Genomic DNA, 25,282 nt, shown 5'->3' on the forward strand with positions numbered 1-25,282 from the left:
CACTCTATTAGAAACTTCTGTAAGAATGATTGTAACTTTTTAGTTTGGCTTTTGCGGTGCCATTATGCTTTAAGGTTCAATTATGTCTCAAAAACAGCTGCCTAGCGCTAGCAATCTCGAACAACTCAGCAATACACCTCTAAATAAATTAATTATTAAGTTTACAATTCCGTTAGCACTAGGAATGATGCTAAATGGACTTTATAACGTTGTAGACGCTTTTTTCGTTTCGAGATTCATTGGTACAGAAGCATTATCGTCAGTTTCTTTGGCTTTCCCCGTTCAAATGTTCTTGATCGCTACTGCTGCCGCGATTAGCAACGGAACGAGCGTAATCTTTAGCCGTAGTTTGGGAGCAGATAGATTGGCCGAGGCATTAAAGATTGAAAGAGTTGGTTTGCTTTTAGCTATTGCGGTGTCATTGATAATAACTTTGTTAAGCATCTCATTTATTAATCAAATCACCTCCGCACTTAACGTTCCAACCAATCTCATTAATTCAACCTGGGAATATTTACTTCCCATCATATGCTGTTGCTTGTTTACTTTTTTACTCTCTTTCTACTCGGATTTACTCAGGGCTGAGGGGGCCATGGGTCAATTGTTTATAGTTATTCTTTGGGGAGCGCTTCTAAATATTGTATTAGATGTAATTTTTATAGTCATATTTGATGGCGGACTAAAAGGAGCAGCAGCAGCAACATTACTAAGTCAGTTTAGCGCAATTATCATTGCAATAAAGCTTAGGAAGCAATCCAAAGTAAAATCGAAACTAAACTTAAGCCTAAATGACCTGTTTTTTATGACAGCAAAAATTATCTCAACTGGAACTCCGATATTTTTTCAATTCTTTGGTTCCGTAATGGTTATTGGCTTTATTAACTCTATTTTGGGTTTATGTGGTGATCCCCCTTTGCTTGCTGCGTATGGAATTGTAAATAGAATAAACATCTTTCTGATATTCCCTCTAATTGCATTAGCTCATGCAACTCAAACGATCGTAAGCTTTAATTACGGAGCAGGCTCGGCACAGAGAGTTAAAAGTGCTTTTTTATGGGCTTCAAAAGCTAGCTTTGTTTATTTACTTCTGCTTCAGGTGATTCTCATAGGATTTACTCGTAATGTAGTAGAAATATTTACCAATCACGAAGCGGTCATTCTTCATGCAATATCTATCATAGAAGTTATGTATATAACTTTACCGTTAGCCGGAGTTACAGTTATCACTGTCGCATATTTACAAGGCGTTGGGCGACCACTAAAAGCTTTAATTCTATCCTTGAGTAAAGTTTATTTGCTTTTAATGCCTTTACTAATGCTCACTTGGTGGTTACTAGACTTTAAGTTCATTTGGTATTCATTCCCAATTGCAGAGATGATGAGTTTACTATTATGCATAACGTTATTTTTTAAAACTAATAAAAGCTTAAGAAGATATGATGAACAAAGCGCTGTCAGAGCTTAAAATTAAAGCTAAACGTCTACTCAAAATGATCAAGGCTGGTGATGAGCATGCTAATCAGAGAGTTAAAAAAACAAATCCCAATCTAAGTAAAGACACTACTGAAATAAAGCTAAATCATTGTCAACATACAATTGCTAGAGAGCTGGGATTTCCAGATTGGTATAGCTTACAAAGTTTGTTGACAGGCCGCTCAGATAAAGTTGGTTATGGAAGCTTATTTTATACAAGAAATCAGACGGCCAGTTTAAATAAGTGGTTCACAAACTATGACGAGGCAAAAGAGTTTCTAGATTCAAATCAATTACTTTATCCGTACAAAAACCAATTTGTTGTTGTTGAAAAAAGTACTTTTGAATCCGTATTAGGACTACCCAAGGGATTGATATCCAAGGTTGAAGGGAACTTGGTAGCTTCCTATCCCAGTAAAGAGTGGGACGAGATAGCTTACTTTTGTGTCTTCGGCCACTTCCCTATATAGAGCTCTAATGCATAGTTTATTAACTAAGTTTTTTATCTCTTAATATTTGATCTAAATATGAGAGAGTTACAAATACACCAAACAACAAAAGAGAGTAAAATGTCGTCAAATCAGGTTTTCAAACATAAATCCATCTTTAAAAAAGAACTTTTTATTATTTGCCTGTTGGCCTTTTTTTCCAAAAATTTATTAAGTTCCGAATTAGGCTCTACTACAAAGGAAAACGACGAAAGTTGTTATGAGGATACTTCTATATCTGCATTTGAAGGGCAAAGGTCAGTTCTGGACAACTTGATACCTAAAGTTGTTTTCCTAAATTCACCAGACGAAGGGCGTTCAATAACGCAACGAATGCAAGAATTGAAAGTAAGTGGAATTTCTATTGCCTTAATCAAAAATCATAAAATTGATTGGAGTTCAGCTCTTGGAAAGATAAGCTACGACTCGGAAGACAAAGTAACCTGCACTACATTATTTCAAGCCGCTTCATTGTCAAAGCCTATTACAATGATGGGTGTCCTAAACATGAAAGAGAAAGGCGTAGTATCCCTAGATCAGAATATTAGTGAATACTTAAAAAGTTATAGCTTGCCTGAAGGAAAGCAATCGGCAGAGAAGCCTGTTACATTTCGGAATTTGTTAAATCATACCTCAGGAATCACTTCTGGGGGATATGTAGGTTATTCACAAGGTGAGCCTGTTCCTTCGGATATTGAAATATTAAAAGGTGTGAGCCCGTCTAACACTCCAAAAATAAGCGTAGAATCGACTCCTGGAAGCAAACTTTCTTATTCGGGAGGTGCCTACACTCTTGTGGAGGTCGCTCTTCAAGACATTTTTGGTAAATCTTTTAATAGCGTTATGTCAGATTGGAGCCTTTCACCTTTAAAAATGAACTTATCTAGTTTTTCTCAACCGCTTTTAAAATCAGAATATAAGCATGTTGCACTAGGTCATGATGTTGATGGGAATGTACTCAAGGGTGGTTGGAATAATTACCCAACACAAGCTGCGGCAGGGTTATGGTCAACAGCTTCAGATTTAGCAAAATTCCTTATAGAAATAAGTAGAGGTTATAATGGAGTTGGCGGAGTTTATTCTAAAGGCGTAATTAAAGAGCTACTAAAAGACAAGATCGATGGTCATTATTTTGGTTTTGTTGCTTTGGGTGATAATGAGGAATTGGCTCTTGCACACTACGGAGGAAACGCTGGCTATAGAACGGCTATGGTCATTCATTTAGCAACGGGAAATGGGGCCGTTATATTAACGAATTCAGATAATGGTTCGGTAATACTTGGAGAGACGCTTAGGGCGATTTCTAAACATTACAATTGGCCATATTATAAATCCAAAACATTCACTAAGGCGGAAACAAATATTGCAGAGCTTAAGTTGCTTGCCGGTACGTATGCATTTTCAGAACAAGGTTGGCAGGTCGATGTTGAATATGACAAGAGTAAAAGCGATATTGCCATTGTTTTTCCCAATAATGAGCGCTACCGTTTAATCCCCACAAAAAAGGCCCCTGGGCACTATGTTCACAGGGAAACTGGTGTAGAAGCACATTTTAGTTATGGTGATAGTGGCACTACAAAAATAACCCTTTACGGTGAAGAGGGTTCAAAAATCTAATGGTAATTAGGGGTGATGTCATAAGAATTAGAGCGGACTACTCCAAACAAGTTAGCACGATGAAATGTATGGCAGAAAAACTGTATATAGCTGCTGTGACAGTTTGAGATATGAAGAGAAGCGATGTGAGACACATTATTTTTATAGCCCTTTTTATTCCACTTTTGGTTTACTCTAGTAGCGAACGTACTGAAGAACTTAAAATAATTAAATTAAGAGATAACACCTATCAACATATTTCATTTAAGACTGTTGAACCTTGGGGGTTAATTGGGGCTTCAGGTCTAGTTGTTATTAATGGCAATGATGCGCATATAATTGATACTCCATGGACGACCTCTGGGACTCGGCAATTGTTACAATGGATTACATCGAAGGGTATGGTTGTAAGAAGTGCAGTAGTTACGCATTTTCATGATGACGCAAGCGGAGGGATAGCACTTCTAAATGATTTGAACATACCAACTTACGCGACATCATTAACTAATGAGTTGCTTCAATTGAACGGCAACGAAATGTCCACTGATGTAATATTAGGTAACCCTTATGAACTTATAAATGGGGGCGCTAGTATTTTTTATCCTGGGCCAGGCCATACTGAGGACAATATTGTTGTCTGGTTATCCAATGAAAAAATACTATTTGGAGGTTGTTTTGTGAAAAGTCTAAATAATAAAAGCATAGGCTTCACGGGAGATGCAAATATTAATGCATGGCCTGAGTCGCTGCAAAATGTAATTAATCGTTATCCTGATGTTCAAATAGTTGTTCCAGGTCACGGGAAAATTGGAGATATTACTTTGTTAACACATACACAATCATTAGCCGTGTTGGCAAAGACTGGCAACAGTATAAATAATAATAGCAATACACATTAGAGTGTGACTCCTGATATTGGTTAGTTCATTGTTTTAGTTAGATATTTATTCGTTATGAACTAATTTGGTATATAGAATTAGAGTTTTGGTAATGTATGTGTTTTTACTCATCTCGCAAAGGTTTTGTTGACGGTTAGCGAGTCTCTAAAATGGAAGTATTAGTAATTAATGAAAAACGAATGTGCAACAAATTCTTTTTTTCTTTATATCTTGAACACAATAACAAGGATATTATGCGTATATTAATTGTTTTTATGTCGTTACTGTGTCTTTCAGGGTGTGTTGGCTTAGCAATTGGTACATTTGGAACTTATGAATTGCAAAAGGATTCTTTTGGTTTTATCGAAGGGCGACTCAATCTAAGTCAAGGTGAACAAATACCCTACTCAAAAGAGGAGGTGGTATCTCTTTGGGGGCAACCTGACAAAACTGATACTATCGGAAACTGTGAGGTTTTCACATATCATGACGGGTATTCTTGGTCTGGTGTAGGAGCTTTTGTTATAATTGTCCCCATCCCTTTGCTTGTACCAAGTGGTAATAGCGAGACTAAGGTTTACTTTAAAAATAACCAAAGTGTTAAACTGATTTCAGAATATGGCGAAGTTACCGGACTTTTGGGGTATATGTGTGGTAGCAATGAATGTCAGTTCAACGCAGGCCCCGTAAATTTGGAGGTTCCTCGAACGATACCTATAACTTGGTGTGAATAGAAATATGGCGTGTCTTGTAAGTTGAATGGCCGTTTTCTGCTGCGAGTTCAACCGATTGACGCAACACACTGGTTAAATCGTTCTGCAGGTGTTTCATACTCAAGCGTTTTTCGTGGTCTTTCGTTTAGTTGTCTAGCAACTTGATTTAATCTTAGTTGAGAGTGTACTCCCAAGTCAGTACCTTTCGGGAAATATTGTCGCAATAATCTGTTTGTATTTTCATTCGAGCCTCTTTGCCAGGGTGATTTAGGATCACAGAAATACACTTTAATGTCGGTCGCTAACGTGAATTCCTTATGATTTGAAAGCTCTGAACCCAGGTCCCAGGTTAGTGATTTATACAGCTCCATTGGAAGCTTTTGAGCTTGCTTTATTAAGGCTTTTATTACCGTACTGGTTTTGTTATTGGGTATTTTAGCTAGCATGACATAACGAGAGTGACGTTCGACTAGAGTCACTATATAGCTGTTATGGGAGCCTTGAATTAGGTCACCTTCCCAATGGCCTGGAACGGCTCTGTCTTCTACTGACGCAGGTCTTTCACTAATCGGTATAGCATCTTTAATTTTGCCTAGCCCTTTACCTTTAAGCGTGGCGGATTTAGATCTCCTGACAGCGCGTTGGGTACGTAAATGCTTTTGTAACTCTTTCTTCAAAGCCCCTCGGGTTTGAATATATAGCGTTTTATAAATCGTCTCATGCGACACATGAAACTCCTCATTATCGGGGTACTTTCTTTTAAGCCAGCCAGATATTTGCTGCGGTGACCATGCCGCTTTCATCTTTCTAGCAATTATTGAACATAATGCTTTGTTACCTGATAGCTTGCAAGGTTTAGGACGCTTTGCGTTTTCCCAAGCTGCTGCATCTGCTTTATTTGCTCGATATTGTTTAAGCCCACCATGCCGTCTAACTTCACGAGAAATAGTTGAAGGTGCTCGACCTAGCTTTCTAGCTATGGCTCTAAACGATAAATTAGAAGCTAAACCACGGGATATTTCTTCACGTTCAGCTAATGATAATATGCTTGATGAACGAGTTCGTTCTGGGGGCCGATACCCACCGGTTTTATGGATAATGCCCAGTATTGATGAATGGAATCGGTCAAAAAGCCTAGCGATATCGTGAACCGAATCATCTTGCTTGTAGCGATCCCAAATTAATGCTCTTTGCTGAGCATTGTAGTAGATGCGTTTTCTCTGTTTCATGTCAACGTTCCTTAAGCTAGTATAAGGATAGCGTTGCATTCACCAGTTGAACTCACAGCTAGTTTGAGACATAACATGCAATTAAATGGGGCTCACCTATGCAACTTCGTGGGGCTAAGGTATGCAATTCTCCACGACTCGCTTTAGTTTATAACTTGTGAACCCGAATGGATCAAACTAGCAACTGTATGCAATTGTCAGGTTTGATTAAGTTCTTATAATCTGACAGTTTAAGTTCAATCTTATTGTCCTAACATAAAAAAGAGTACATGCATGTACTCTTTTATATAACGCCCCTAAATAATTTGCATCATCATCCAAAGTTTTGACTCTTCATTTTCAAGTGGTTTAGGTATTTTCTGCAAGTTGCCAATAAATTTAGTAAAGCAACTTGATCGTATTTTTCCTTCCTTTACCCGCCCTGTTTTAAACATATTGAAGTACTTTCTGATTTCATGCGGCATCAATTCTTCATGGGTTTCAACCCAATTATCATCCTCAGTTAATTCAAAAGAGTTAACCTTCTCTTTTGGGGCTCCTTAATACCGCGGTTATGAATATTCCTGATTGCATCACGAGCTAATTCACTATCTTTACGGAAGTAATACTTTGCCACTGTACTAGGATCGTCTCCTAAATAATATGCAACGGTAGCTACATCATGCCCAAGTTTTCTCAAGTTATTTGCAAATGTATGTCTAAAGTCATATAAACGCTTTTTTTGTGGTATGCCAAAAATACTTTTGAATTTCGGCCAATGGTCATTTGTACAATTAGGAGTTGCATGTCCATCTGCACTATTAGCGTTTGGCAACATAAAACCTTCTTTAGTTTTATAAAAAAATTGCCCTCCCATTGATAAATAATCATTCATCATTTTCCAGTAACCTTCATGCTCGATTGGGATCTCTCTCGTATCATTAGTTTTCAATATGATTTGACCCGGAACAGTGAAAGTTTTCTTTGTAAAGTTCCAACTACTTTCGAAGTTACGATAAACTTCACAATTTCGACACCCAGTTAGCATCATGGTTGTTAAAACGATCTTTCCATGCATTAATTTGGGTGTAGATTGCTCGAAATGCTCAATTACATAATCGACCGCATCTTTAACTGAAATCTCATCAATTACGTTTATTAACCGCTTCTCACTTTTTTTTGAATCGTCAACAAAGCTTGTAATTAAATCACCAATTACATTTTTACGGATATAGCCAGCTTTTTCCCAAACATTAAACATTGCATTGATCATCGTATAGTAACGCCTCTGTGTATCTAGAGATTTAACAGTGGTTGTTCCATTGCCCTTGTGATGGTAATTTGTTCTCCAATCGTTACGTAATGTATCAAGCCACTCAGCATTAAGATCTTTTATCTTTTGATCTAGGATACTTCTAGCACCATGAGCAATTGCTTTAATCGTCCGATGATGTACTTTTTTGACCTTATTACTTTTTAATTTTACTTTTTCTCGATCTTTTTCATACTGACCGCTTTCTAAATATTCACGTATTGTCATTCTTGCAATACCAGAGCTATCAAGGGACTTAGCACGATCGAGATCGATTAGCTCCGAAACCATTTCTCTCACTTTGGGAAGGCTGATGGTACCTTTGGGATAATAACGACTATTCGTTCTCTTTTTCCAAGTGCCAAGTTTTTGCATACCTGAATTTGGGCTTCTAAAATAGAATGTCTTTTGTGTTTTTGTCAGTCTCAGAATTAAGCTGTATCCACGGTCTGCAACATGAGCATCTTGCAGATCAATGACGCCACCTTCTATTAGTGGAAGTTTATCAATTCGATCTTCCTTAAACATAAACTTACGAGACCCTGCGATATAAGTTTTAGTCACATAATTACTAAGTTCAAAATGTGACTTTTTGATTATTTTTTCTACCATTTGTTCTACCTCAATCATTAATTGTGGCGAACCCTAATAGTAAAAATTGATAAGATCTAATATGAAACTGCTTATATTTCGGTAACTTATTGATTTAGAAATTAATTAAACCTTAAAAAAATAAACCTAACCTATTGATCTTTATAAAAATATTTAAAATTACTAATATTCTTATAATTTACCACCCAAAATGAACATTTATACTCGCCATAGTAGACTCTATAGCAACTCTAAAGATGTATTTGCTGGTTAGGGTGTTTTTTTAGCTAATAGCTACTGCTAATAACTGGCTAATTAGCAAGCAGTTTTGAGATGGAGATCACTGTTTATACTAGGTTCAGCCTCATTCTACCTCTATCGACAAAAATCGATATTTACAACTATTTATATAGTTAGAAGAAGAATAGGCCCTTAGGAGGCACTTGCTCTATCCAGCTGAGCTACAGGGACATACTCATGAGCATAGTTATGAGTTCATTGAGGTTCTCTGTGTTACGCGTTAGGGCAGGTAGACGACAGACTTGAACCTGATAATAAACACCAATAAACATTACTTAGGTAATCTATTGTACAGAATAGCGATTAATGACAGCCGTGGTCAATAGCTAATCTTGGTCACATCAGTCGCTTTAGATTAACTGTGTCGTACCTTAACTTTGCCGTTCTATGGCTACCAATTGGTTAGCTGTTGATTTGTTAGGTGTTGGTTGCAACGTAGCGAGTTGCGTTAAAATACGGCTCTTTAACCGCAAATATCGGAAAAATGTATTTTCTTTGTTCAATTGGGATGGGTATTTATTGAACAGTTTGATAGGGTTAAGGGTGGCAGAGCTCAGTTGTAAAAGAGTTGATGAAGCCTCATTATATCTAGATATAATCACAACGCGGCTGAAGTGCTTTAGTCCAACAAAGGCGCACTAACGGGCAACCGACTAACGGCATGCTTTGAATACGGTAAACATTAACGCATGGCTATTATCACAAACAAAGAATAGACGAATAGTATGAGCAGTAATTTGGTTTTGATAGTCAGCGATAATAACATTGATCGCCATACTGGCGTTTTCGCGAATGTTGAGTGTGAGCTATCGTCGCGAGTCCAGTTTGAATACAGTCAGTCAATCGAAACCGCATTAGTGAAAATTAAACGGCAGTCGGTGGTTATGGTGGTTAGTCAATTTACCCACCGGCAAGCTCATCTTGACTATATCAGCCAAGTGCGCTTGGTAAATCCAACTATCCCAGTGTTTGCCTTGGCTGAAAATGCAAATGTTGATGACGCGGTATCGTTAATTAAAGCGGGCGCAACCGACTACCTTACATCGCCTGTTTCATCGTCGCGAATGGCCGCAATTATCAAGCAACACATCGTGCAAGAAAATTCTCAGCCAGCCTGGCCTATTGCCTGTGATGCCAATAGCAAGCACTTATTGGCACTTGCTCGCAAAGTGGCACTTAGCGATGTGTCGGTTATGATTCTGGGGCCAAGTGGCTCGGGAAAAGAAGTGTTGGCGCGTTACATTCATCAGCATTCAGCACGCAGTGATAAACCGTTTATCGCCATTAATTGTGCGGCGATCCCTGAAAGCATGTTAGAGGCAACCTTATTTGGTTATCAAAAAGGCGCCTTCACCGGGGCGGTAACAGCCTCTGCGGGTAAGTTTGAACAAGCTCAAGGCGGAACGATTCTACTGGACGAAATAACCGAAATGGACTTGAGTTTGCAAGCAAAAATGTTGCGCGTTATTCAAGAGCGGGAAGTTGAGCGACTGGGTTCGAGCAAAACTATCCAACTTAACGTACGTATTTTAGCGACGTCGAATCGACAATTAAAACAAGCGGTAGTAGCGGGGGAATTTCGAGAAGATCTCTATTACCGACTGAATGTCTTCCCGTTAACCTGGCTACCGTTAAAACAACGCAAAGGCGACATTATTCCCATGGCCGAGGCGTTTTTACACAAACACGCTGGCAACCACTCACTTTACTTAAGTGAGCAAAGTCAGCAAAAGCTATTGTTTCACGACTGGCCAGGTAATGTTCGCGAGCTCGATAACGTGATGCAACGGGCATTGATATTGAAGCAGTCGAACCGCATTGAAGCATCTCAAATCATTATTGACGACAACGAGTTTTGTCAGCTTAGCGATGATACCCAAACAGTGGATACCGACAATTTACAGCGCGAGTTGCGACAGCAAGAGTTTCAAATGATCCAGCAGGCGCTAAAATCAGAGCAAGGTTCGCGCAAAGAAGTTGCCAAGCGGCTGGGCATTAGCGAACGCACATTGCGCTATAAATTAGCAAAAATGCGTGAAAGTGGGGTCGAGTTATTGTTATAGTTAACCTTTTTCAGCAAAGCCTGCGTACAAGCAAGCGCTAAAACCTTGTCTGGCTGGCAAATTACATTGACGATGTATCGTGATAACAATATCTATGTGCTGTAGGTATATAGGATAATATTTAATGAAATCAAACAGTAGTATAGTGTTCTTGGTGTTTCTAGGGTTGTTGTTAACAGCCTGTGCATCACCGACAACCGAGCGTGTCGAGCCGCTGCAAACGGATGCCGAAAATAAAGACTCTCGCGATCCGTTAGAGCCGATTAACCGTGCTTTTTGGGTATTCAATTGGGATTATGCCGATAAATATGTGGTTAAGCCTGTAGCTCAAGCCTATAGCAATTATGTTCCAAGCCCAATACGAAGTGGCTTGCTCAATACGGCATATAATTTAAATGAGCCATATACTGCTTTGAATAACGCATTACAATTTAAATTTCAGCGCGCAGGGGTCGCCACGGGGCGTTTTGTCCTTAATTCAACCGTTGGCTTGTTTGGTTGGTTCGATGTGGCAAAGCACGCCGGCTTGTATCGCGACAAAGAAGAGTTTGGTGAAGTGCTCGGTTACTACGGAGTGCCCGACGGTCCATTTTTAATGCTGCCAGGCCTTGGCCCGAGCTCGGTACGAGATGAAGTAGGCGATGCGGTTGACCGATACTACTGGCCTTTAGCGATCATCGATTTCTGGCCAAATATGGCGCGTTGGATAGTGATTTCCCTCGAAGCGCGCAGTCAACTTGCCGATCAAGAGGCATTGCTGAACGAATCCTTGGATCCTTATGAATTTGTCAAGGAAGCGTATTTTCAGAATATGCAGTACAAGCTTTACGACGGCAATCCGCCCGTGGTTATCGATGAAGAAAAAGAAGATGAGTTAGACGACTTACTCGAAGAGCTATAAGCTGACTGTTAACGCAGCTACACTGGCTTAAACGTCTCATTCGTTACTCAATAGCTACCTGACATGCATCTGCGTTAGCGGATTGACCGCTAACGCAGTCAGGCACTAGTACCCATTTCGCTTCTCTTCCCGCTGTCAATCCAGTCAATAGCACATCGCGTCAATTTTTAGCGCTATTAACCCAATACACAACAGCGTTGTGATAACGATTTAAACATCTGTGTTCTTGCCACTTAGAATTTGAGCCAGAATGAGAATGTTGCGCGATGTTGATTTTAGTCGTTGTCAGTTGTTGAACGACGGCGTTTAAATTGCGCGACGGCTTCGTCAATGTGCTGACTTAGGAACATCAAAGACAGCGGTCGTAAAATCACAAAGTAACACACTAACAACAGAATTAACGGCAGCACAAAAAGCCAAGAGTCAACGCGTGCTAACAACATAAATGGCGGGATCAAAATTAACAACTTTAAAATATTTAACAATAACTTTGTCGGCGCGGTCATTTTGTGATTGGCAAGCTCGATTATTTGTTGCTTTTCGGCGAAATTAAAGTCTTTTAATTGTTCAAACTGATTACTGGAAAAATAGAATTTCATAATGTTTCGACTAAACTAACGTAGGCAGTATTGTAGCAAAGGGCGATGCTAAGGCAAAGTCATCAAACGCCGATTAATATGTTGTAAGGATGCGCAATTTAATCATTTTTTACCAATTTTTGAGTACCTAAATCGGTTGCGTTTTGCTACAATTGCGACAATTTTTTTCATAGGTTAATAAAAATGAACGTAATTGAAGGAACTTTTGTCGCTGAAGGTAAAAAATTTGCCATCGTTGTTTCTCGCTTTAATAGCTTTGTTGTTGAAAGTTTACTTGACGGCGCTGTCGATGCTTTGAAGCGTCACGGTAGCGTAAATGACCAAGACATCACCGTTGTGCGTGTACCTGGTGCCTATGAGCTACCAGTGGCGGCAAAAAAATTGGCTAAAAAAGGCGAGTATGATGCCGTTATTGCCATCGGTGCTGTAATTCGTGGCGGTACGCCACATTTTGACTTTGTTGCGGGCGAATGCAACAAAGGATTAGCGCAAGTTGCCATGGAATTTGATATTCCAGTTGCTTTTGGTGTTATTACCGTTGACTCAATCGAGCAAGCAATCGAGCGTTCAGGTACCAAAGCAGGAAACAAAGGTGCGGAAGCCGCTCTTAGTGCTCTTGAAATGGTAAATGTTTTAGAACAAATATAGGTGACCACGTTGGCTAAACCATCTCCTAGACGAAAGGCGCGTGAAATTGCCGTTCAAGCAATTTATTCGTGGCAATTAACAGGCAACGATATCAGTGATATTGAAGCAAATTTCATTGCCGATAATGCAAAACGTCGCTTTGAAATTGATTTTTTCTCAAAATTGGTTCGCGGTGTTGCCGCAAATGTTGGTGAGCTTGACGATGCAATTAGACCGCACGTTGCTCGCCCGTTAGAAGAAGTCGATCAAGTTGAGAAAGCCATTCTGCGCGTCGGTATTTATGAACTGCGCGATTGCAAAGACATTCCTTACCGCGTTGTTATTAATGAGGCTATTGAGTTGGCCAAAGCGTTTGCCGCCGATGACAGTCACAAATTTGTCAACGGTGTGTTAGACAAAGTGGTCGCATCGCTTCGTCCAAACGAATAAGGTTTTGGCAGTCGTATGAAAGAGTTTGAGCTGATAAGGCGTTATTTCACTGATCAGCCTGTGACTCGCAAAGACGTTGTCATGGGGATTGGTGACGATTGCGCACTTATTGATAACGGTGGTGATAGCTATGTTGCTATTACTACCGATACACTTGTTGCCGGCGTTCACTTTCCCAAAGAAACGTCGCCGAGGGCAATTGGCCACAAGGCTGTTGCGGTGAATCTGAGTGATTTAGCTGCCATGGGTGCTGTTCCCAGTTGGATCTCAATCGCCATTACGTTACCTGCCATCAACGAACATTGGCTACAAGAGTTTACGCAAGGTATTTTTGAATTGACTGAATATTACAACGTTCAGTTAATTGGCGGAGATACAACGCAAGGACCTCTTAGTATCACCATTACCGCCCAGGGGATGGTTGCCAAAGACAAAGTACTTTATCGCAGTGGTGCCAAAAATGGCGATTATGTGTTTGTTACCAATACAATAGGTGATGCCGGCTTGGCTTTGGCAGCCATCAATGGTGATATTCACTTGTCAGAGAAGGATTTTGAGTCGGTAAAACGCAAATTGGATTTCCCTAAGCCTCAGGTACTGGTTGCGCAAATGGTACGCGAGTTTGCCACAGCAGCAATCGACGTATCAGACGGTCTATTGGCTGACTTACATCACTTGTGTGAAGCATCGGCATTGGGTATCAACCTTGATTTAGACAATGTGCCGTTGTCTGACGTATTAGTCAATAACGTCAGTAAAGAGCAAGCATTGCGCCTAGCACTTACCAGCGGCGATGACTATCAACTCATCTTTACCGTGTCGGCCACCAATAAAGTTGCCGTTGAAACAGCAATGACCCATGCTGCTGTTGACTATACCTGCCTGGGACAACTCAACCCGTCAAAACAGATTAATTTGTTTTTTGAAGGTGAAGCGTTTGAAGTCGCGAGCAATGGTTTTCAACATTTTTCTTAACCAAGTAGGTGCTCATGAGTCAAAATAACCCGCGTCAGCTATTCAACCTTCGTCATCCTGTGCATTTTTTGGCTCTGGGGTTTGGCACTGGACTCGCGCCAAAAGCGCCTGGCACGGTAGGTACCCTAGCAGCCTTACCATTTATTCTACTGCTGTCTCAGTTGTCAGTTAATGTTTATGTTATCGCTACGGTGGTCATGGCCATTGTCGGTGTCTGGATATGTGCGAAAGCTTCCGCCGATGCCAAAGTTCACGATCACGGTGCCATAGTATGGGACGAAGTAGTTGGATACACTATAACCATGGCGGCGATACCAGTCAGTTGGCAGTCGCTGTTAGTCGGCTTTGTAATTTTTCGAATTTTTGACATTGTAAAGCCGTGGCCAATATCGGTTATCGACAAAAAAATAGACGGTGGCTTTGGTATTATGCTCGATGATATCGTCGCAGGCATCTTAGCACTAGCTCTTATGCATCTGATTTTTTAGACGACCGTTAAGGCGATGAGAAGATAACTGTATCTGGTTGAACATCTGTGAACAAAGTGGCGCGTTAAGCGCCTTTTTTTTGCCCGTTAGCTGAACGTAAACGGCTTAGCAAAGACATATTGATAAGCCAAGGTTATGTTAATCAAGCTCTAACAATGTTGTCGTCAATTAAGTTAAAACAATGATTAAGGCTATTCATATACTGCCTGTAACACGCGCACACACGCTTAGCGTTGTTTTTATTACCCACGCAAGCCAAAGGGCGATTTGAAACCCTGAAAGCGCCAATATGCAGACGTGGAGTGGCATCGCAATATTATGAATGTCTTTTTACTGGCTCAGCGTTAACACCATTTGCCAGGTAACTCGCAGACACAGTGCGGTCTGAGCTTTAATGACTACCGATTGCCAAACTCAACGTATAGGCTAGGGCGTATTGCCTTAGAAGGAATATTGCATTAGAGGGGATCTGGAGCGAGTCTGATAGCAAACATACAGCCGCAGAATTCGCATAAGCTTGATTGTTCTGATGTGTTCAATAAAAAACGGAAGCAAGAGCTTCCGTTTTGTTTATCTATCGATTAAGAACCGGATTTTTTAGTGTTGTTCTTTAATGCCGTCACGAGTTGCCGTAACAGACAGTTCTTCTTCGATTTTTTCAGTCAAGTCGTGCGCAGATGAGTCTTCTGCACCGTGCATCCAATCGACTAGCTTATCACTGATCAACCACAAGATGATACCAGCAACAAAGGCCATAATAGCAACGCCAGCAAACGCTTGAAGAGGTCCAGTTTCACCAACCATCTGACCAACCCAAGCTGCTAAGTAGTTACCAACACCCGAGAAGAAGAACCACATACCCATAAGTAATGAGGTGTACTTCAGTGGTGCTAACTTGGTCACCATTGATAAACCAATTGGCGACAAGCACAGCTCACCCATAGTGTGGAAAAGGTAAGCGAGAACTAACCAAATGACACTGGCTTTGGCGGTTTCTGAATCACCAATTTGCAATGCTGCCATAACCATTGAAACAAAGCCAAGGCCAAGGAAGAACATACCCAAAGCAAATTTTCTCGGCGAGTTAGGCTCGGCATCACCCATTTTTAACCACATCGCGGCGAAGATTGGCGCTAGGATGATTACGAAGATCGGGTTAACAGTTTGCAACCATGATGCAGGCATTTCCCAACCAAAGAACACTAAGTCGGTTTTGTACTTGGCAAACAAGTTCATCGAACCCGCTGCTTGTTCAAAACCCAACCAGAAAATAATGGTAAAGAACGACATGATAAGTACAACTTTAACACGGTCACGCTCTTCAGAGGTAAGCGGTGCATTTGTGTTTACGTTACTTAGGTTGGCTTTCTTTGCCGCCGGCTCAACACCAACATTACCGAGGTATTTATTTGATAGTGCAAGTTGTAGCAAGACACCTAATAACATACCCACACCAGCAGTTAAGAAACCGTATTGGTAGTGAATTTTTTCACCGATGGTGCCGACTACAAGGTAACCCAAAATAGAGCCTAAGTTGATACCCATGTAGAAAATGGTAAATGCCGCATCACGGCGCTTATCACCTTCTTCGTACAAGTCACCAACCATGGTCGAAATGTTTGGCTTGAAGAAACCGTTACCGATGATCAGTAAGACAAGACCGATCCACAAAAACGTCAACTCCATGCCTTCAATCATGGCGTGCGGTGTACCTAGGGCAAACTGACCTAGCATCATAAAGATACCACCGACGATAATGGATTTTCGCTGACCCCATACGTTATCAGCCATCCAGCCACCAAGAACTGGTGTTACGTAAACCCAAAACGCGTAAATACCTAAAATACCTAGCGCTTTAGATTGTACCGCGGTGTTTAATTGATTTTCAGCATCGGCCGCAGTAGGGTCGATACCAAAGTAGGCCATATCCCAACCAAAACTTGACGCGAAGGCGACAAGGTAAAGAACAAAGATACCACGCATACCGTAGTAACTCATACGCTCCCACATTTCGGTACCGAAAAGCAAAAACAGCCCTTTCGGATGACCAAATGCAGTGCCTGTATTCGTGTTAGACATTTAAACTTCCTTAACTAACAATCTTGTTAAATTTAAAATCCCGCCATGTTATACCCCAGTGCAAACCTTAATTGCAAGAAAAGATCGGTAACTGATAACAATTGTTCGCAATGTTTGTTTATTGTTCGTACGCACTTGAGGGTTATTTAACCACTTTGCTTCTTCGGACTGAGTGCTACAGCATTTTGAGGTGACTGTCTCGCGGTTAATGCAAGCCTGTTACTGCGTTGCGCGAAAACGTTTTGCCGCCGATCACGGATTTGATCTCGGTGCGGTTAGTTTTTCGTCACTGGTGTTTGATCAAAAAAATTTTTTTCTACTACACTGAAATAAAAGCGGTTGATAAATACAAACTCGATTGCGCCGCCGTAGATAAACTAAAAACTCAAGACAACAATAACGACACAATATGATAGATGTTTTTCGCTATATCAGCGACCAAATTGTTCCGGGTAAAACAACGCGTCACCATGCCATCCTTATTGCAATAGCGCAGCCTAGGGTTCGCCTCGTTGTCAGCCGTGTAAGCCAGATACTTGCTCTTGTCACCTGTCTATATCGAGATAGCGTTGAATTGCGCTTGTCATCGACAATCGCGTTAAACCGTCTGTATCCAAGCAACATCGACAACCATTTGAGTAACCCCCATCCGTTTTCGATAGTGTTCTATATTGCTATGTTGAGTCGTCTCACGTTGTCGTTTGATAACCGTCAACAAACCGTGAGCACAATAAATGGCAATGATCGGCTGCTAACAAAGTTCGCCACCATCGAAGCTCTTAGCTCATTGCAACCTGTCATAAGAAGATACCCTATATGAAAGTATTGACCGTATTTGGCACTCGACCAGAAGCAATAAAAATGGCCCCGTTGGCGCTGGCATTAAACGATGACTCGCGTTTTGACCACAAGCTTTGTATTACCGCCCAGCATCGTGAAATGCTCGATCAAGTACTCGAGGCTTTTGAGTTAACGGCTGATTTTGATCTCAATGTGATGAAGCCAGGGCAAAGTTTAACCGATGTGACCAGCGCAATACTTTGTGGTATGGAGCAGGTGTTTTCAAAGTTTAAACCCGATATTGTTTTGGTACACGGCGACACAGCGACCACACTGGCTGCTAGCTTAGCCGCGTATTATCAACAAATCAGTGTTGCCCATATAGAGGCGGGATTGCGTACCGGAAATGTATACTCGCCGTGGCCTGAAGAGGGCAACCGCAAGCTCACCGCTGCTCTGGCTTCGCTGCACTTTGCGCCGACACAAACATCAGCTACCAATTTACGCAAGGAAAATATTGCCGATCAACGCATTCACATTACCGGTAATACGGTGATTGATGCATTGTATTACGTATTGGACAAAATTAACGATGATCAGCACCGTAGCCTTGGTTTGAGTGAGCAATTTGCGTTTCTCAATGCGGATCGAAAAATGATTTTAGTGACCGGGCACCGAAGAGAGAGTTTTGGTGGTGGTTTTGAGCGAATTTGCCAGGCACTGGCGCACATTGCACGAGATTTTCCTCAACTCGATATTGTCTATCCTGTGCATTTAAACCCCAATGTCAGAGCACCTGTTAATCGGTTATTGTCCAATTCTCCCAATATTTACCTGATAGAGCCCGTCGACTATGTGCCGTTTGTTTATTTGATGAGTAAGTCTTATCTCATTTTAACCGACTCTGGTGGTATTCAAGAAGAAGCGCCATCGCTCGGCAAGCCGGTATTAGTGATGCGTGACACCAGTGAAAGGCCCGAAGCGATAGAAGCGGGAACGGTGCGCTTGGTGGGCACCGATGCGAGTGAAATATATAAACAAATAAGTGAGTTGTTAAGTAGTTCTGATGCCTATCAAGCGATGAGTTACAGCCACAATCCATATGGCGATGGCAAGGCATGTGAACGCATTATTGAGGTGTTAGCTAACCTGACATCCACTGCAGATTTAAATAAGTAATAGGGGATTGCATTATGTTTAACACCGTTTCGATGATAGGTCTTGGCTATATTGGTCTTCCAACAGCGGCTGTATTTGCATCCAAAGGCATAAACGTTATCGGCGTTGACGTAAACGAGCGCACGGTAAACACGGTAAACCGAGGTGAGATTCACATAGTCGAGCCTGACCTCGAGGTAATGGTGCGTGACACCGTCGCCAGTGGCACGTTGCGAGCCACCACCGTACCCGAGCCTGCTGATGCGTTCATTATTGCCGTACCCACCCCATTTGCCCAAGGCTACAAGCCGGATTTGTCGTATATTGAATCGGCGGCGAAGATGATTTCAGCCGTATTAAAACCAGGTGATTTGGTTATTCTAGAATCGACATCACCGGTTGGTGCGACCGAACAATTGACCCAGTGGTTAGCCGATCTTCGACCAGATTTGGCGCTGCCCGATACCAATGGTACTCGCAGTGACATTCACATTGCCTATTGTCCCGAACGGGTGTTACCTGGCCATGTGATCAGCGAGCTGGTGTCAAATGATCGCTTAATTGGCGGTATGAGTGAGGCGTGTTCGCAATTGGCGGTTCAATTGTATAAAACCTTTGTTGAAGGGGAGTGTGTTATTACCAATGCTCGTACGGCCGAAATGGCCAAGCTGACGGAAAATAGCTTTCGCGACGTGAACATTGCCTTTGCCAATGAATTATCGGTGATCTGCGATCAACTCGATATTAATGTGTGGCAACTGATTGAGCTTGCCAACCGTCATCCTCGAGTCAATATTTTACAACCGGGACCGGGGGTAGGAGGCCATTGTATTGCCGTTGACCCGTGGTTTATAGTTAGTAAAACACCGGAGCTTGCACGCCTTATTGAAACCGCGCGCAACGTTAACGATGACAAACCGTTTTGGATATTGAGTAAAGTTGAACAGGCGATTTCAGACATTGTACATCACACCGCGAAAACGGTGGGCGAAATTAAAATCGCCTGTTTTGGTGTCGCCTTTAAAGCCAATATTGATGACTTACGCGAAAGTCCTGCTCTAGAAATCAGTCAGATGTTGGCATCGAAGTATCCAAGCCAAGTACACATTGTCGAGCCTAATATTGACGCCTTGCCTGAACAGCTTGTCGCCCATGGCGCTGCGCTCGATACACTTGAACAGGCAATTGAACGCTGTGACGTTCTGGTGATGCTGGTTGATCACCAACAATTTAAAACACTACAGCCAACTTTGCGCGACGATCAAAGCCTTATTGACAGTAAAGGCATTTGGTGCGGTGGAAAACTGTGATAAATCGCCCATTAACAGTAGATATTTTTGCTCAGGGAGGAGACAATAGCAGACCGAGCAACAACGGCGTTACGCAATTGCGCTAAATCAGCGAATATTGCTGTTGTCGCCCCTCCAGCTAAACATAGCGGTCTAAAAATTTTTATAAAGATGTAAAGGTCATTGCTTATCTATGACTAATAAGGGTGTTTTATGAGTTTATTAATAACGGGTGGTACCGGATACATCGGTAGCCATACTGTGGTTGAGTTACTAAATGCGGGAGATGATGTGGTGGTGGTAGACAACCTATCAAATTCATCGACCAAGTCACTTGACCGAGTGGAGCAAATTACTGGCAAGCGCCCAGTGTTTATCAAAGCCGATATCTGCGATAAACAGGCGATGCAAGACGTTTTCTCAACATACGATATTGATACTGTGATTCACTTTGCTGGTTTGAAGGCCGTAGGTGAATCAACTCAAATGCCACTCGAGTATTATCACAACAATGTCACCGGTACGCTGGTATTGCTCGATGTGATGAAACAGTTTGACGTTAAAAAGCTTGTTTTTAGCTCGTCGGCCACGGTATACGGTGAACACAATGTGTCTCCACTGGTTGAGAGCATGCCCACCTCGGCAACCAATCCATATGGTCAAACCAAGCTGATGATTGAACACATTTTATTTGATCTTGCTAATAGCGACGCCGATTGGTCGATTATTTCCTTGCGCTATTTCAACCCTATCGGTGCGCATGTATCAGGTTTGATTGGCGAAAATCCAAACGGTATTCCCAATAACTTATTGCCCTTTGTTGCACAAGTCGCGGTAGGGCGTTTACCACAGTTGAGCGTATTTGGCGATGATTACGACACCATCGACGGAACGGGTGTACGTGATTACATCCACGTTGTCGACTTAGCAACAGCTCACTTAAAAGCGGTTGCGGCATTATCTAAAGTCAATGGCTGTATGGCCATTAATGTTGGCACGGGTAACGGTACCTCGGTATTGCAAATCGTCAACAAATTTAAAGAAGTGAGTGGTGTGGATATCGCTTATCAGATCAGCCCTCGCCGCCCTGGAGATATTGCCACCGTATTTGCAAATGCCGATTTGGCCAATGAGTTCTTACATTGGCATGCAGAGCGCGATCTTGACGACATGATCCGAGACACGTGGCGTTGGCAGTCACAAAACCCCAACGGTTTTGAATAACCGTTACGAAAACTCGAGTTGCAGACCGGCCACCTCAAGGTGGTTCGGTTTCGATTCAATCACTTCTGGCTCAGAAAAAAAGTAGCCTTGAAATAAGTCAAATCCCAAGTGTTTAGCTTGTTGGTATTGGCTATCACTTTCAATCTTTTCCGCCAACAATTGAATGTGCTGATAATCGGTTAATTGCTCTAGTAGGTGCTGAATATCTTGCGTAGACGATTGCTTTACATCGACTTTGATTATTTGAATGTAGGGGAAAAACTGAGACCAGTCGTTTTGGTGAATAAAGTCGTCAAGGGCGATGACGTAACCTTTGCTGTGCAACATTTTACACAGTGCGAGCAGTTCGGTTGTCGGTGCTTCAGTTTCTAATATTTCAACCACAATGTGCTTTGGTTGAAACTGTAATACGATGTCGCTTTTTAATAGCTCGGTAGTAAAGTTAATAAACGCAGGCTTTTGTTGGGTAAAGGTTTTGCTTTGCCGGCTTTGCAAAGCTGTCTGCAACAGCGCTTGCGTTGCTTCTAACGCATTGACCTCGGGAAAGGCGTTGACCAAACTATCTCGGAATAAGAGTTCATAGGCGATGATCTGTTGATCTTTGTTGACAATTGCTTGTCGAGCAGCAAAGCGTGACATACGTATTGTTATTATCCCATTTTAATAGTTATTTTTTAACGCGCTTGTTATCTAAGCTAACACAGCTGTGATCTGCTGTTAACCTTTATTTGGCTCAACACTGCCATCTTGCTTATGCGCTAGATGTTAACGCTCAAAACGACCCCTATAGGCCGAGCGACCTATAGGGGAGTATGATTATTTATTAGCGATGTGATTTTGCATTAGTTGGTTAAACACCACTTCACTTTGCTTGTCTTTGTGTTGAGTTACACGGCTAACCAATATGCCCATAACCGCGGCCGTTAAAAAGCCCGGGATCATTTCGTAAATAGCAAAAATACCGGCAAACGCCTCATTTAACATCGGCCAGATAAACACCACAACGGCGCCCGAGATGATCGACGCCATAGCGCCGAAACGGTTGTATTTTTGCCAGTACAGAGCCAACAGAACCGTAGGGCCAAAGGCACTGCCAAACCCTGCCCACGCATAACTGACTAAGCCTAGAATACTGCTTTGTGGATCAAGCGCCAGTGTCATGGCAACCACCGCAATGAATAATAGCGCAAAGCGCGATATCCAAACTAACTGTTTCTCTGAGGCTTTTTGTTTGGCGATATGCTTGTAAAAATCTTCAACAATAACGCTTGAACAAACGAGCAATTGCGAGTCAATGGTACTCATTATCGCCGATAAAATGGCGGCAATGATAACTCCGGCAACCCACGGGTTTAACAACGCCTTAGACAAGAAAATAAATACCGTTTCGGGGTTGGCTAATGGCGCGTTTGCGTAATAGGCAATACCGACAAGCCCTAAAGCCAAAGCGCCAAGTAGCGATAAAATCATCCAAATCATGGCGATATTTCGCGACATTGGAATGTCGTTAACACTGCGAATGGCCATAAACCGAGACAGAATGTGCGGCTGGCCAAAGTACCCTAAGCCCCACGCCATTAATGACAAAAAGCCAAGCCAACTAAAATCACTAAATAATTGCGCGTAATCGGGGTTGGTATTGAGTAATATTTGATTAGTTTGTTCTAGGCCACCCAACTCATTGATGGTGACGATAGGCAAAATGATCAACGCCAATAACATCAGACAACCTTGGAAAAAGTCAGTCCAGCTAACGGCTAAAAAGCCACCTAAAAAGGTATAAGACACAATAACTACGGCACCTATTATCAGTGCGGTTAAATAATCTAAGGCAAATACTTTCTCAAATAAAATAGCACCGCCTACTAAGCCTGACGACACGTAAAAGGTAAAAAACACCAAAATAGTTAATGCCGATACAAAGCGCAGGGTATGCGCATTGTCGGCAAATCTGTTCTCGAAAAACTCAGGTATGGTATGGGAGTTATTAGCAAATTCAGTGAACGTGCGAAGACGCGGAGCCACCAACAGCCAGTTTAAAATAGCGCCAATAACCAAACCAACCCCAATCCACACTTCGGATACACCCGACAAGTAGATGGCACCTGGAAGGCCAAGCAGTAACCAGCCACTCATATCCGATGCGCCAACACTGAGTGCGGTAACAGCGGGGCCGAGTTGGCGACCACCTAAAATGTAATCACTCAGTGTTGTGGTTGCTTTGTAGGCTATATAACCAATAAATAACGTGGTTAGAAGGTAACCAATAAAGGTTATCATCATTGGGGTTTCAAGAGACATAAAATTATCATTTCAAGCCGGCATTGCGGCATTTTATTAGCGTGTGCAGATAGTAGCAACTTTGTGCTTTTCATACTAGGGCGTGTTGACCTTTGTTTGTATTTTCTACATTGCCCTTTGGGCTGAGGCTAACATCGTTTTACTCGCGTTAAAACTGATGAATTTAGATGACTAAACAACATAATTTTTGCCTTGATTAAAACGATTTTTTTATCTCTCAGTAGAATGATTAAACAAAGATAAACACGCCCTAAAGCCAATTAGTATGTACTTACCGAGTCAGTACAAATGGCAATATCAGTTTACATTGTCACTTCCATTCGGTGCTTGATGTGAGTTGCTCTGTTTGGGTTAAATCAGCCACTCTATATGCTTATCAATAACCTGTTGCCATTTGTCGAGAGGCTCATTTTGATGAGCAAAAATAATTACTCTGCCATTGTCGTATTGGCGCGATACACCCTTGCTGTGTCGATAGTTAAATTGTGCTGTTTGCTTTAAGTGATCACTCGGGCCAATAATCAATACGGTTACGTCAGCGTAAATGCCAGAAAAGACTAAGTGAATCGAGTTCATACCATCAAAAAAACACTCCTCAGCGGCAACCAACTCTAGCTTGGCATCGACCAAGGCGTTAGTGTGAAACGATACGCCAACCGCTTTACTCAAACGGTTTATGTCTGCAAGCGGATAAGCTTTACCGTGCTGTTTAGCATGGTCAATCAAGTCTTGGCCGTCGTGTAACACGTGGGCAATGGCATAATCGGCGACCGTGCGGTATTGGTGATGCAACAACACATAGCTGGTACTGAGGCCTATGATAGCCACCACTGAAGCGGCCAAGGCGAGATACCAGCGAGATTGACGTTGCTTGCGGTGATTGGTCAAGCGCTGCTGCAAAATGATTCGCTGGGCGAGATTGTCGGGCGTGTCGATGTGCAGTGCTTTGGTTATGTCGCCATTAAGCGCGTTGAGCTCGCGAGCGAGTTGACCGATATTCGGCTTAGCCTCAATCGCCTGTTGTACCTCGTTATCAACGCCAACAGGATCTGCGTACAAGCGCTTGCGTATGCTAATTTCATCCATGTTGATGCCCCTTAACTTGTTGGTTTTGTTCAATCGCGTCTTTGAGTTGTTTACGCGCCCGAAACAGACGCGTCATCACCGTGTTCTTGTTGAGCTCGAGAATGTCAGATATCTCGGTGGTACTATAGCCCCACAACACCTGCAGTATCAGTGGTTCTCGGTATTCTATGGCAAGGCTCGCAATGCGCTGTTGGAGCCAATGTTGTTCTTGGTTTCGTTCGTTATTGGTACCGAGTTGATCAATAATCTGAGTTTCATCATACTCGCCCATCGGCAGCTGTTTGCGCTCAAAGCGGCGTGCATTTTCGCGTCGCAAAATGGTGATTAACCACGACTTTGCAGCGCGCTCATCAGCTAGAGAATCGAGGCTGCGCCACGCCCGAAGAAAGGTTTCTTGAACTAAGTCTTCGGCTACTGATTTATCGTGCACCAACCAAAATGCATAGCGAAATAAATCGCTGTGCAGGGCGTAGACGAGTGCTTCAAAGCGTTGTTGTTTATTGGCCATTAAGCGTTCTTGCTCGGGTATTTAGGTTACAGACCTGATGTAGAGAGAATTGCATTCATCAACGGCCTAAATTTTTAGCGGGCACGGCGTTAATATTAGCGTTGCCCGCAGCAAGCCCTGAAAATTGATGTTCAACAATTCAATGCCTGTGTGGCTATAGCGCAGGCATTGGATATATTCACTGCCATATACTAT

23 protein-coding genes are annotated in these 25,282 nt (G+C 42.1%); 15 read left to right on the forward strand and 8 right to left on the reverse strand.

Features of this window, described 5'->3' with window-relative positions; translation table 11 throughout:
• Nucleotides 1–82: 82 nt before the first annotated feature.
• The 5 genes from ACAY30_RS05080 to ACAY30_RS05100 all read left to right on the forward strand — a co-directional run bounded on the left by ACAY30_RS05080 (nucleotide 83) and on the right by ACAY30_RS05100 (nucleotide 5,169).
• A complete protein-coding gene (locus ACAY30_RS05080) occupies nucleotides 83–1,465 on the forward strand; it encodes an MATE family efflux transporter (protein ID WP_290250526.1) in 1,383 nt (460 codons plus the stop codon).
• The gene (locus tag ACAY30_RS05085; RefSeq protein ID WP_290250525.1) at nucleotides 1,437–1,943 is read left to right on the forward strand and encodes a hypothetical protein; all 507 of its coding nucleotides are present in this window, start codon (nucleotides 1,437–1,439) and stop codon (nucleotides 1,941–1,943) included. The genes ACAY30_RS05080 and ACAY30_RS05085 overlap by 29 nt, the downstream gene beginning before the upstream one ends.
• 99 nt (nucleotides 1,944–2,042) lie before the next feature.
• Nucleotides 2,043–3,578: a serine hydrolase gene (locus tag ACAY30_RS05090; protein WP_290250524.1), complete on the forward strand. Its 1,536-nt coding sequence runs from the start codon at nucleotides 2,043–2,045 to the stop codon at nucleotides 3,576–3,578.
• A 125-nt stretch (nucleotides 3,579–3,703) separates the two neighbouring features.
• A complete protein-coding gene (bla, locus tag ACAY30_RS05095) occupies nucleotides 3,704–4,456 on the forward strand; it encodes a subclass B1 metallo-beta-lactamase (protein ID WP_290250523.1) in 753 nt (250 codons plus the stop codon).
• Nucleotides 4,457–4,605: 149 nt separating this feature from the next.
• Nucleotides 4,606–5,169 (forward strand): hypothetical protein, encoded by a 564-nt coding sequence (locus tag ACAY30_RS05100; protein ID WP_290250522.1) that lies wholly within the window; start codon nucleotides 4,606–4,608, stop codon nucleotides 5,167–5,169.
• Between the two features lie 47 nt (nucleotides 5,170–5,216).
• On the opposite strand, the gene ACAY30_RS05105 is transcribed toward ACAY30_RS05100, so the two are convergent.
• A complete protein-coding gene (locus ACAY30_RS05105) occupies nucleotides 5,217–6,377 on the reverse strand; it encodes an IS30 family transposase (protein WP_290250521.1) in 1,161 nt (386 codons plus the stop codon).
• 502 nt (nucleotides 6,378–6,879) lie between these two features.
• The gene (locus ACAY30_RS05110; protein WP_290250520.1) at nucleotides 6,880–8,280 is read right to left on the reverse strand and encodes a site-specific integrase; all 1,401 of its coding nucleotides are present in this window, start codon (nucleotides 8,278–8,280) and stop codon (nucleotides 6,880–6,882) included.
• Between the two features lie 1,004 nt (nucleotides 8,281–9,284).
• Between ACAY30_RS05110 and ACAY30_RS05115 the strand changes: the two genes are divergently transcribed.
• Both ACAY30_RS05115 and ACAY30_RS05120 read left to right on the forward strand, forming a co-directional pair.
• Nucleotides 9,285–10,622 (forward strand): sigma-54 dependent transcriptional regulator, encoded by a 1,338-nt coding sequence (locus ACAY30_RS05115; protein ID WP_290250519.1) that lies wholly within the window; start codon nucleotides 9,285–9,287, stop codon nucleotides 10,620–10,622.
• 124 nt (nucleotides 10,623–10,746) lie between these two features.
• Nucleotides 10,747–11,523 carry a VacJ family lipoprotein gene (locus ACAY30_RS05120; protein WP_290250518.1) on the forward strand — a complete coding sequence of 259 codons (777 nt, stop codon included), beginning with the start codon at nucleotides 10,747–10,749 and terminating at the stop codon, nucleotides 11,521–11,523.
• 275 nt (nucleotides 11,524–11,798) lie between these two features.
• On the opposite strand, the gene ACAY30_RS05125 is transcribed toward ACAY30_RS05120, so the two are convergent.
• Nucleotides 11,799–12,122 carry a DUF6170 family protein gene (locus ACAY30_RS05125; RefSeq protein WP_290250517.1) on the reverse strand — a complete coding sequence of 108 codons (324 nt, stop codon included), beginning with the start codon at nucleotides 12,120–12,122 and terminating at the stop codon, nucleotides 11,799–11,801.
• Between the two features lie 183 nt (nucleotides 12,123–12,305).
• Between ACAY30_RS05125 and ribE the strand changes: the two genes are divergently transcribed.
• Genes ribE through ACAY30_RS05145 form a run of 4 tightly spaced genes read left to right on the forward strand, consistent with a single transcriptional unit; the run spans nucleotide 12,306 to nucleotide 14,662 of the window.
• Nucleotides 12,306–12,770 carry a 6,7-dimethyl-8-ribityllumazine synthase gene (gene ribE / locus ACAY30_RS05130; protein WP_290250516.1) on the forward strand — a complete coding sequence of 155 codons (465 nt, stop codon included), beginning with the start codon at nucleotides 12,306–12,308 and terminating at the stop codon, nucleotides 12,768–12,770.
• A 9-nt stretch (nucleotides 12,771–12,779) separates the two neighbouring features.
• A complete protein-coding gene (gene nusB / locus ACAY30_RS05135) occupies nucleotides 12,780–13,199 on the forward strand; it encodes a transcription antitermination factor NusB (RefSeq protein ID WP_290250515.1) in 420 nt (139 codons plus the stop codon).
• A 15-nt stretch (nucleotides 13,200–13,214) separates the two neighbouring features.
• Complete coding sequence (gene thiL, locus ACAY30_RS05140) at nucleotides 13,215–14,174, forward strand: thiamine-phosphate kinase (protein ID WP_290250514.1); 960 nt, start codon at nucleotides 13,215–13,217, stop codon at nucleotides 14,172–14,174.
• 14 nt (nucleotides 14,175–14,188) lie between these two features.
• Nucleotides 14,189–14,662 carry a phosphatidylglycerophosphatase A gene (locus ACAY30_RS05145; protein ID WP_290250513.1) on the forward strand — a complete coding sequence of 158 codons (474 nt, stop codon included), beginning with the start codon at nucleotides 14,189–14,191 and terminating at the stop codon, nucleotides 14,660–14,662.
• Between the two features lie 597 nt (nucleotides 14,663–15,259).
• On the opposite strand, the gene ACAY30_RS05150 is transcribed toward ACAY30_RS05145, so the two are convergent.
• Complete coding sequence (locus tag ACAY30_RS05150) at nucleotides 15,260–16,741, reverse strand: peptide MFS transporter (RefSeq protein ID WP_290250512.1); 1,482 nt, start codon at nucleotides 16,739–16,741, stop codon at nucleotides 15,260–15,262.
• A gap of 409 nt (nucleotides 16,742–17,150) precedes the next feature.
• Here ACAY30_RS05150 and ACAY30_RS05155 point away from each other — a divergent pair, with 409 nt between their 5' ends.
• The 4 genes from ACAY30_RS05155 (at nucleotide 17,151) to galE (ending at nucleotide 21,192) form a co-directional block, all read left to right on the forward strand.
• Complete coding sequence (locus tag ACAY30_RS05155) at nucleotides 17,151–17,561, forward strand: hypothetical protein (RefSeq protein WP_290250511.1); 411 nt, start codon at nucleotides 17,151–17,153, stop codon at nucleotides 17,559–17,561.
• A complete protein-coding gene (gene wecB, locus ACAY30_RS05160) occupies nucleotides 17,558–18,700 on the forward strand; it encodes a non-hydrolyzing UDP-N-acetylglucosamine 2-epimerase (RefSeq protein ID WP_290250510.1) in 1,143 nt (380 codons plus the stop codon). The genes ACAY30_RS05155 and wecB overlap by 4 nt, the downstream gene beginning before the upstream one ends.
• A gap of 11 nt (nucleotides 18,701–18,711) precedes the next feature.
• Nucleotides 18,712–19,989, forward strand: coding sequence for a UDP-N-acetyl-D-mannosamine dehydrogenase (wecC, locus tag ACAY30_RS05165; RefSeq protein ID WP_290250910.1), 1,278 nt, complete (start codon nucleotides 18,712–18,714; stop codon nucleotides 19,987–19,989).
• A 192-nt stretch (nucleotides 19,990–20,181) separates the two neighbouring features.
• Complete coding sequence (galE, locus tag ACAY30_RS05170; protein WP_290250509.1) at nucleotides 20,182–21,192, forward strand: UDP-glucose 4-epimerase GalE; 1,011 nt, start codon at nucleotides 20,182–20,184, stop codon at nucleotides 21,190–21,192.
• A 3-nt stretch (nucleotides 21,193–21,195) separates the two neighbouring features.
• Here the strand turns inward: galE and ACAY30_RS05175 are convergent, their stop codons facing one another.
• The 4 genes from ACAY30_RS05175 to ACAY30_RS05190 all read right to left on the reverse strand — a co-directional run bounded on the left by ACAY30_RS05175 (nucleotide 21,196) and on the right by ACAY30_RS05190 (nucleotide 25,087).
• Nucleotides 21,196–21,831, reverse strand: coding sequence for an EAL and HDOD domain-containing protein (locus tag ACAY30_RS05175; RefSeq protein ID WP_290250508.1), 636 nt, complete (start codon nucleotides 21,829–21,831; stop codon nucleotides 21,196–21,198).
• Between the two features lie 177 nt (nucleotides 21,832–22,008).
• A complete protein-coding gene (putP, locus tag ACAY30_RS05180) occupies nucleotides 22,009–23,493 on the reverse strand; it encodes a sodium/proline symporter PutP (protein ID WP_290250507.1) in 1,485 nt (494 codons plus the stop codon).
• A gap of 351 nt (nucleotides 23,494–23,844) precedes the next feature.
• Nucleotides 23,845–24,579, reverse strand: a complete 735-nt coding sequence (locus tag ACAY30_RS05185) for a DUF3379 family protein (protein WP_290250506.1) — start codon at nucleotides 24,577–24,579, stop codon at nucleotides 23,845–23,847.
• Nucleotides 24,572–25,087 carry a sigma-70 family RNA polymerase sigma factor gene (locus ACAY30_RS05190; RefSeq protein ID WP_290250505.1) on the reverse strand — a complete coding sequence of 172 codons (516 nt, stop codon included), beginning with the start codon at nucleotides 25,085–25,087 and terminating at the stop codon, nucleotides 24,572–24,574. Before ACAY30_RS05190 ends, ACAY30_RS05185 begins: the two co-directional genes overlap by 8 nt.
• Between the last annotated feature and the right edge of the window lie 195 nt (nucleotides 25,088–25,282).

Origin of the sequence: Thalassotalea ponticola (genome assembly GCF_041379045.1) — a bacterium.
Classification (GTDB): domain Bacteria; phylum Pseudomonadota; class Gammaproteobacteria; order Enterobacterales; family Alteromonadaceae; genus Thalassotalea_A; species Thalassotalea_A ponticola.